At 53.3% G+C, this 7,587-nt stretch carries 5 protein-coding genes and 1 pseudogene; 2 read left to right on the plus strand and 4 right to left on the minus strand.

Annotated elements, in window-relative coordinates:
- Positions 1-16: 16 nt before the first annotated feature.
- The 4 genes from AACZ40_RS27190 to AACZ40_RS27205 all read right to left on the minus strand — a co-directional run bounded on the left by AACZ40_RS27190 (position 17) and on the right by AACZ40_RS27205 (position 4,995).
- Positions 17-976: a COX15/CtaA family protein gene (locus AACZ40_RS27190; protein ID WP_291168403.1), complete on the minus strand. Its 960-nt coding sequence runs from the start codon at positions 974-976 to the stop codon at positions 17-19.
- Positions 977-1,006: 30 nt separating this feature from the next.
- Entirely contained in the window at positions 1,007-2,827 is a 1,821-nt protein-coding gene (locus AACZ40_RS27195; RefSeq protein ID WP_339676703.1) for a cbb3-type cytochrome c oxidase subunit I, read from the minus strand.
- Positions 2,824-3,660, minus strand: coding sequence for a cytochrome c oxidase subunit II (gene coxB / locus AACZ40_RS27200; protein WP_291168399.1), 837 nt, complete (start codon positions 3,658-3,660; stop codon positions 2,824-2,826). Before coxB ends, AACZ40_RS27195 begins: the two co-directional genes overlap by 4 nt.
- Positions 3,661-3,756: 96 nt before the next feature.
- Positions 3,757-4,995, minus strand: coding sequence for a cytochrome c (locus AACZ40_RS27205; RefSeq protein WP_291168397.1), 1,239 nt, complete (start codon positions 4,993-4,995; stop codon positions 3,757-3,759).
- A gap of 603 nt (positions 4,996-5,598) precedes the next feature.
- Here AACZ40_RS27205 and AACZ40_RS27210 point away from each other — a divergent pair.
- Positions 5,599-6,606 carry a glutamate cyclase domain-containing protein gene (locus AACZ40_RS27210; protein ID WP_291168395.1) on the plus strand — a complete coding sequence of 336 codons (1,008 nt, stop codon included), beginning with the start codon at positions 5,599-5,601 and terminating at the stop codon, positions 6,604-6,606.
- 156 nt (positions 6,607-6,762) lie between these two features.
- Positions 6,763-7,587: pseudogene (locus AACZ40_RS27215) on the plus strand (aminopeptidase); the annotation flags it as partial.

Below are 7,587 nucleotides of genomic sequence, written 5' to 3' on the forward strand. Positions count from 1 at the left end.
TGGGTTGTAGACATTTTCAAACGTTACCTTCGGCATTCGGTAAGGAATCAGCAGCAGAGAGAGATTGCTCTGACGATCTGTTTTTATTTAACTGGTGCAGGCGAAAGACACGGACCGAATACAGGACCGTGGTCATCAGGAACAGGATTCCGGTAATCAGGTGCGCGGTGCGGAACGCAGACTGTTGCCAGGAACCGGCAGTCGCAACAAAGCCGGCCGCCGGCAGTCCGTATTTGGTAATCCAGGCACCAAAGCCCAGCAGGACCTGAAAGATGCCAATATGCAGCATGCCCATGGCAGGGCGTTTCAACCATTTCACCCCGGATTTACGGGCACTGCGAAATTCAATGATGACAAAAATCAGAGCGACAAATGCGAAGCTCATATGGGGATGCAGGCCCACCTGGAAATGTCGGAGGAAGCCGCCCAGAAAATATTGAAACAGCACGACCAGCGGAACCGTGATGGCCAGCCTGCGACCATAGCCGACGGGCAACGCCGGAGGATCGTTGCTGATGGCAATCCAGCGTTTCCCCAGAACCATGGTCAGGAAACACATCAGGGTGAAGACACAGGCTCCAAAAATACCATGGGCCATGGCCAGGCCCTTGCTGTTTTCGGTGACCCGGGTGCCTCCCAGAATGCCCTGAATGATCACACAGGCCAGCACGGCGATGCAGACATTGCGGATCCATTTTCGGTCAGTCACTTTGAACGCGACCACGACCAGCGCGATCGATAAGAAACCGACCAGCATCCCCAGCAGACGGTGTCCGTGTTCGTAATATTTATCAGCCGCCTGGTGGAACCAGGAGTAGGTCAGCATGTTCTGCCCATCGGAAGTCGGCCAGTCGGGGAATGCCATGCCGTACCCTTCGGTCGTGACGTGCCCCCCTACAATCATCAGCGGCAGCGTGGCGATTGCGGTCGCCAGTGACAGTCTGAAAAGCCAGGGATGGTATTGTTGTGGATTCATAGGTAACAACTTAAAAGTGAGTGTTTTGTGTCAGGCAGAGGTATCGGTTTCTGTAGTGATTATCTTTGTCGGTGGCTGACATTCCTTTTCGGTCTGCATCAGGAAGTCTTTATCACCATTTATGACGGCATATTCATTCGGCCCGTGATAGACCATCGGTACAAAATCGAAGTTTCCATGCGGCGGCGGCGAGGGGGCCGCCCATTCCAGCGTGGTGGCATTCCAGGGGTTTCGGCCTGCTTTGGGACCAAAGAACATACTGTAAAACAGATTGATAAACAGCAGTATCTGGGCCGCACCCATCAGGATCGCCGAGATCGTCATGAACTGATTCATCGGCAACAGATGTTCGAGGTAACCGTGCAGGTAAGGGTCGGCGTAGCGGCGGGGCATGCCCTGCATTCCCAGAAAGTGCATTGGAAAAAAGGTGCCGTTGGCGCCGATGAAGGTCAGCACGAAATGCGTTTTGCCCAGCTTTTCATTCATCATCCGCCCGAACATTTTGGGGAACCAGAAATGAATGGCGGCAAACACGCCAAACAGTGTGGCTCCAAACAGGACATAGTGAAAGTGGGCCACGATGAAGTAGGTATCGTGGAAGTAGACGTCGACCGGAACCGCCGCCATAAAGATACCACTGAGTCCCCCCACGACGAACATCGAGAGAAAGCCGATGCAGTTCAGGGTGACGGTATTGAATTGGACTTTGCCGCCCCAGATGGTGGCCGTCCAGTTAAACGTTTTGATGGCAGAAGGCAGCGCGATCATCATGGTGGCGACCATAAACGCCATGCCGATGGCGGGGTTCATGCCGCTGGTAAACATGTGGTGTCCCCAGACGATGAAGCCGAGGCTGGCAATCGCGGACATGGAGAAGACCATCGGTTTATAGCCGAAGATCGGCTTGCGGCACATGCAGCTCAGCATATCGGAAACCATACCGAGCACGGGCAGGAGCATGATGTAAACGGCAGGATGCGAATAGAACCAGAACAGGTGCTGCCAGAGCAGGGGCTGTCCGCCTCCCACCGTCGGATCGGCATTGTTGATGATGAGTCCCGAGGGATAGAAGAAACAGGTTCCGAACAGTCGATCCGCGACCTGCATGAAGCCACCCGCGGTTAAGACCGGCAGAGCGAAGGCCTGCAGGATGGCCGTGATGAACAGCCCCCAGATGGAGAGCGGCATCCGGAAAAACGTCATGCCGGGCGCACGCATGTTGATAATGGTGGTCATATAGTTGATGGAGCCCATCATGGACGAGAACCCGACAAAGGTCACTCCCAGCAGCCAGAACGTCTGCGCGGTTCCGGAACCGGGGGCTGCCTGCGCCAGGTCAGCGAGCACGGGATAAGAGGTCCAGCCAGCCGCCGGTCCACCGGCGAAGGTGAAGCTCATGCCGAAACAGGCGATCGAGGGCCACATGAACCAGTAGCTCAACATGTTCAGCTTGGGAAAAGCCATGTCGTCCGCGCCAATCATCAGCGGGATCAGGTAGTTTCCAAAAGTTCCCGCGAGGATGGGAATGATCACCAGGAAAATCATCACGGTGGCATGCATGGTAAACAGCATGGTATAAAATTCCGGCGAGATCTGTCCCCCTTCCGCGGGAAACAGCCACGGTCCGACAATCGGCATCGATTCCCAGGGAAAGGCCAGCTGCCAGCGGACTGCCAGGGCGAGTGTCCCGCCGACAATCATCATCAGCAGTGTGGTAAACAGAAACTGGATCGCGATGACTTTATGGTCGGTTGAAAAAATATACTTCGTAATGAAGTTACCCGGACCATGATGCGACTGGTGCGTCGTAATGGGTTGCAGTCCGGTGGGTGATGGATTCAGAACACTCATTTCTCAGCGGCCTCACTCTCTGAGCCGTTTTCATTGGCGGCAATGTTTCCCAGTCCATCATAGAATTGCTGCTGGGTCAGGTTTTTCAGATAAGCCTGATATTCTTCTTCGGGTTCCACGATCACGTGGGCTTTCATTTTATAATGACCCCAGCCACACAGTTCCGCACAGACCAGGTCGTACACGCCCGGTTTATTTGCTTCAAACCAGACGGGAATCTGCAGGCCGGGCAGGGCATCCTGTTTGATCCGCAAAGCAGGCAGGAAGAACGAGTGTTGTACATCTTCACTGCGGAGCTGGATCAGTACCGGTCTGCCGAAGGGGACGTGCAGTTCATTGACGGTATACAGGTCATCGGGCTGAGGTTTGGGCTGAAGTTTTTTGCCAATCGCAGGATAACGGAACCGCCATTCGAACTGGCGGGCAGTAACTTCTGCCAATGGCGCTTTCACAGCAGCTTCCGGGTAGTGGTTCTTAAAGCGAAAGTCAGCCCAGAGGTTCATCTGATAGATGGCCAGGAACAACAGGATGGCACCGGGGATGACACTCCAGATCAATTCCAGTTTATGGTTGCCGTGCGTGTGGTGGGCACGTTCATCCCGGTTGTTGGCACCATGCCACAAAGCGTAGACGAGGACGGCCTGCGTGCCGATAAAAACCGCTGCGGTGATCGCCAGGATCAGATAAAACAGGTTATCAATGCGAATCCCCAGGTTACTGGCGGCTTGCGCATTGTCGTAGGGAAAAGACCAGCCAATCAGCGGTGCCGCCGCGCAGGATACGACTGCGGCAACAGGCCAGAACAGAAAAAATAAACACCATCCTTTACCCACGAAAGGTCTCCCGTTTGGTCTTTGATTGAGGATTCAACTGGTTGTCTTATCAAATGAGTTCAGAAACAAAATATACAGCGAACTGGATCGAAGGGATTACCTGCTGTAGGGCAGGCTCATCACGTAGTTGACCAGGTCCCAGCGTTCTTCATCGGTCAAGGCAGAAGATCCAAAGGCCGGCATCGGTGTGCCCTTGATGCCGGCATAGATCCTGCGGTAAATGTCAATCGGACGACGTCCACCACGATAGATCCCGCGGTGCAGATCCCGGGGGGGCAACTGATTTCCCCAGATATCATGCAGTCCGCGATTGGGATATTTTTCATTGGTGACCGGGTTGGTCCAGAAGTCCTGTGTGGCAGACCCGTTGCCGCGGCCCTGGGGGCCATGGCAGGTGGCACATTTTGTTTTATCGCTGAGATACAGTTTGCGTCCCCGTTCACGAGACGCCGGGGAGTCCGGAACGCGGGGCGTTTCAGGAATTACCAGCGCCTCTTCCAGGTTTGCTTCTTCCCAGGCTTCAGCAACACTGGATGTGGCAAAATCGAGTGTGTCCGGGAAATCCAGCTCCATGTACTCTTTAAGTTCTTCGTTGACTTCTTCAGGCGTTTCGCCTCCCGATTCACTGGTCCGTTCTTTAAACGTCTCCTGAGAGTAATCGAGGAACAGTTCGTCGACCAGTTTCTTTTCCGTTTCGCCGCGAATGGAGAGCCAGATGACATAGTTCACAATCGCAGAGACTTCGTCTTCGGTCAGCAGTTTGAAGGAAGGCATATAGGTGCCTGCGATTCCTTCTTTCACGGTCCGTTCCAGATCCTGTACCTGGGCTTTGTCTGTCGATTTCGTGGATGTGTATTTGTAGATGCCCGGGCGGAAGTCGCGGGGGGGAGGATTCAGATAGCGGGAGGTTGGTCCGGTGCCTTCACCGGTCATGCCATGACAGTGCATGCAGTGCCGATTGTAGAGATCACGGCCAAACTGCAGTCGCGTGCATTCGACCAGGAAAGTATCTCCGGGTTGAGGCGCAATCTCAGCTGTTTTTTCGACAGCGATTGTGCCTGTTTCAAAATCGTATTCTTTGATGCGTGAGATCTGGCCTTGCGATTTTCCCGAAGTCCACTCCAGGGGCAGACCCTGAAGTTTGTCATACGCATTTTCCAGGCCGGTCGCCTGAAAGCGGATCAGTCTGGCATCTGCCGCGGAGGCTTCGACTGATTTGACTTTGCCTTCCACATCGCCAAAATTTGTGGGCAGGCCTTCAAACTGAGTGAGCGCCAGCGGATTGCCAAACTGTCTGACCAGTGCTTCTTTCACAGGTTTGGCGGCGGCAGGCATAAGTTCATTGGTCTTCTCGGAGAAGATAAACTCGACCTTGGGCTGTTCACATCCCGGGAAGGTTATGGCCGGGAATAACAGCAACAAAATGATATGACAATACCCAAATCTCACGGAAGTGAATCCTCACTCTTTACCTGTTCTGACAGTTGATAGATCGCAGTCTGTCGAGTCCATTCTCCCCGGGGACTTGATGTAATCCCCGCTGATTCCAGTTTCCTTAATCCCTCCAGCGCTGCAGTCACGCTGATAAATCCATTCACTCGAAAAATACTGAGCTCGATCAGTTCATGTCTGCAATAATATTCTGACAGGTTTGCTTGTGTGGGGTGGGAGGCTTAACAGCCTGAATACTTAAGTAATTCTGGCAATGCCCAGACGTTCTGACAACCAGCGTTTCCCTTTAGAAAGCCTTTTCTCACAAGCAGGAAGGTCCTCATCGGTGAGGTCCCAATCGCGGGAATCGCACCTAATAATATCGTATTTTCTTTGACTCTCTTTTTCAATCTGCACAGGCTGTCGTTTCGTTACAATCCTGAGTAAACTGTTCCTACCAGAGGCGTAGTCTCTCTTTTTTTACCGCTCCCGTGTAAACAGGCTGGAATGGGCACTTCACAAACAGACATGATTCGGGAATTCGACCGCCTGATTCGCCGCGATCCGGGAAAACGGGGGTTGATTGATTCGGAAAGCCGGTTTGGCCCCCTCTGTCAGGATCATCTGCTGCAGGCCGCCATGTCTTTCGAGATCGGCGCGACGCAAGTAGTGATTATTACTGGTTTTTTTGTCCCTCATACTTCGTTTCCTGCTGCGGAGACGGATGGACCTCCCGGTGCCGTTTTATTGGCCCTGATTCTGGAAGCCTGTGGCATTGATACATTGGTTGTTACTGATGCGTTGTGTGCTCCCGTGCTGACGGCGACCGCGGATGCCTATGGTTATGCCCGATCACAGCTGGCGGTACTGGATCCGGATCAACCGAAGTGGGTCGAATCCTTTTTCAGTCGACAGAAAATCAGTCATCTGATTTCTATCGAACGGGTCGGTCCGAGCCACACGCTGGATTCCTGGCGGTCTCAGTCTGCCGATCAAGGTGCTGCCACAGGCGTGTTTCAGCAGCGTGTGCCGGAAGCGCATTTTGACCGCTGTCACAATATGCGCGGCGAAATCATCGATTCTTTTACGGCGCCCCTGCATCAGCTGTTTGACCGGGTGCACGAGTTTTTTCCGGCTGCGATCACCATTGGCATCGGTGATGGCGGAAACGAGATCGGGATGGGCAGCATCACCTGGACAGAACTGGAGCGTCGGATTGCTTCCGAATTTTCCGGACTGATTCCCTGCCGCATCGCCACACACTGGACCATTATCGCGGGGACCAGTAACTGGGGTGCTTCCGCGTTGGCGGCTGCGGTTGCGCTCTTACACGAGCAGACAGATATTCTGTTTGACTGGCAGCGTGATGCGCAGCTGAAAGTGCTTGAGTTCATGGTTCGAGAAGCCGATGCCGTCGACGGGATTACAAAACAGCGAGAACCGACCGTAGATGGACTGCCGTTCCTTACCTATATGCAGCCCTGGGAAGGAATCCTCTCAATTCTGTCTCGCTGAGGAGCCGTTTTTTGCGTAAGACATCCGGAGAAACTCTCTTCTGCCGGCGCGAAATGACTTGCAACTTGACTTGTTTCAGCGGTTAAAATGGGTTTCTATGACTGTGTGCCCTGCCGCTCACCTCTCTTGCCGTGACCTCAACAGAAACGATCTTCAATGAACTTCATGAAAACCCGTCCTGTTTTCCGTCCTGATACAAGGCCCGTCCTGAGACTGTTGTGCCTGATCCTGACTGTGTGTTCGACCTCGCTGTTACAGGCCCAGGTCGTCAGCAATCAGAAATACAAGCAGGAAGATAAATTCCGACAGTTGGAAGAAGCGCTGCCTACCCCGAACGAGTTTCGCACGGCTTCCGGGGCGCCCGGAGAAAAATACTGGCAGCAGCAGGCTGACTATGAGATTGATGTCGAACTGGATGACAAGCTTCAAAAAGTCATCGGCTCAGAGAAAATTACCTATACCAATAACTCGCCTGATACTCTCAGCTATCTCTGGATGCAACTCGATACCAATATTCTTTCCTTTGATTCTGACGCGCATCTGACTGATACCAGTTCACACCTGGGCAAAGTCGGTTATCAGTCGATGCAGCAGTTGTTGGCGAAAGAGACCTTTGACGGCAGTATGAAGATCGCTGCGGTCCGTGATAAAGAAGGCAATCCGCTGCCTTATACCGTGATCAAGACCATGATGCGGATTGATTTGCCCCGCCCGCTGGAAACCGGTCAAAGCACGCAGGTTTCTATCGACTGGAGTTATCTGGTCAACGATTCCCAAAGCCGCCCCGCGCGGACCGGCTATGAGTATTTCGAAGAAGATAAGAACTTTCTGTACGAGATTGCCCACTGGTATCCGCGGATGGTCGCCTACACAGACAACTCTGGCTGGCAGCATAAACAGTTTCTGGGGCGCGGCGAATTTACACTGGAGTTCGGCAATTTTCTGACGCGGATCACCGTGCCCGATGACCATATCGTGGCC

The sequence above is a fragment of the uncultured Gimesia sp. genome (genome assembly GCF_963972345.1).
GTDB lineage: Bacteria > Planctomycetota > Planctomycetia > Planctomycetales > Planctomycetaceae > Gimesia.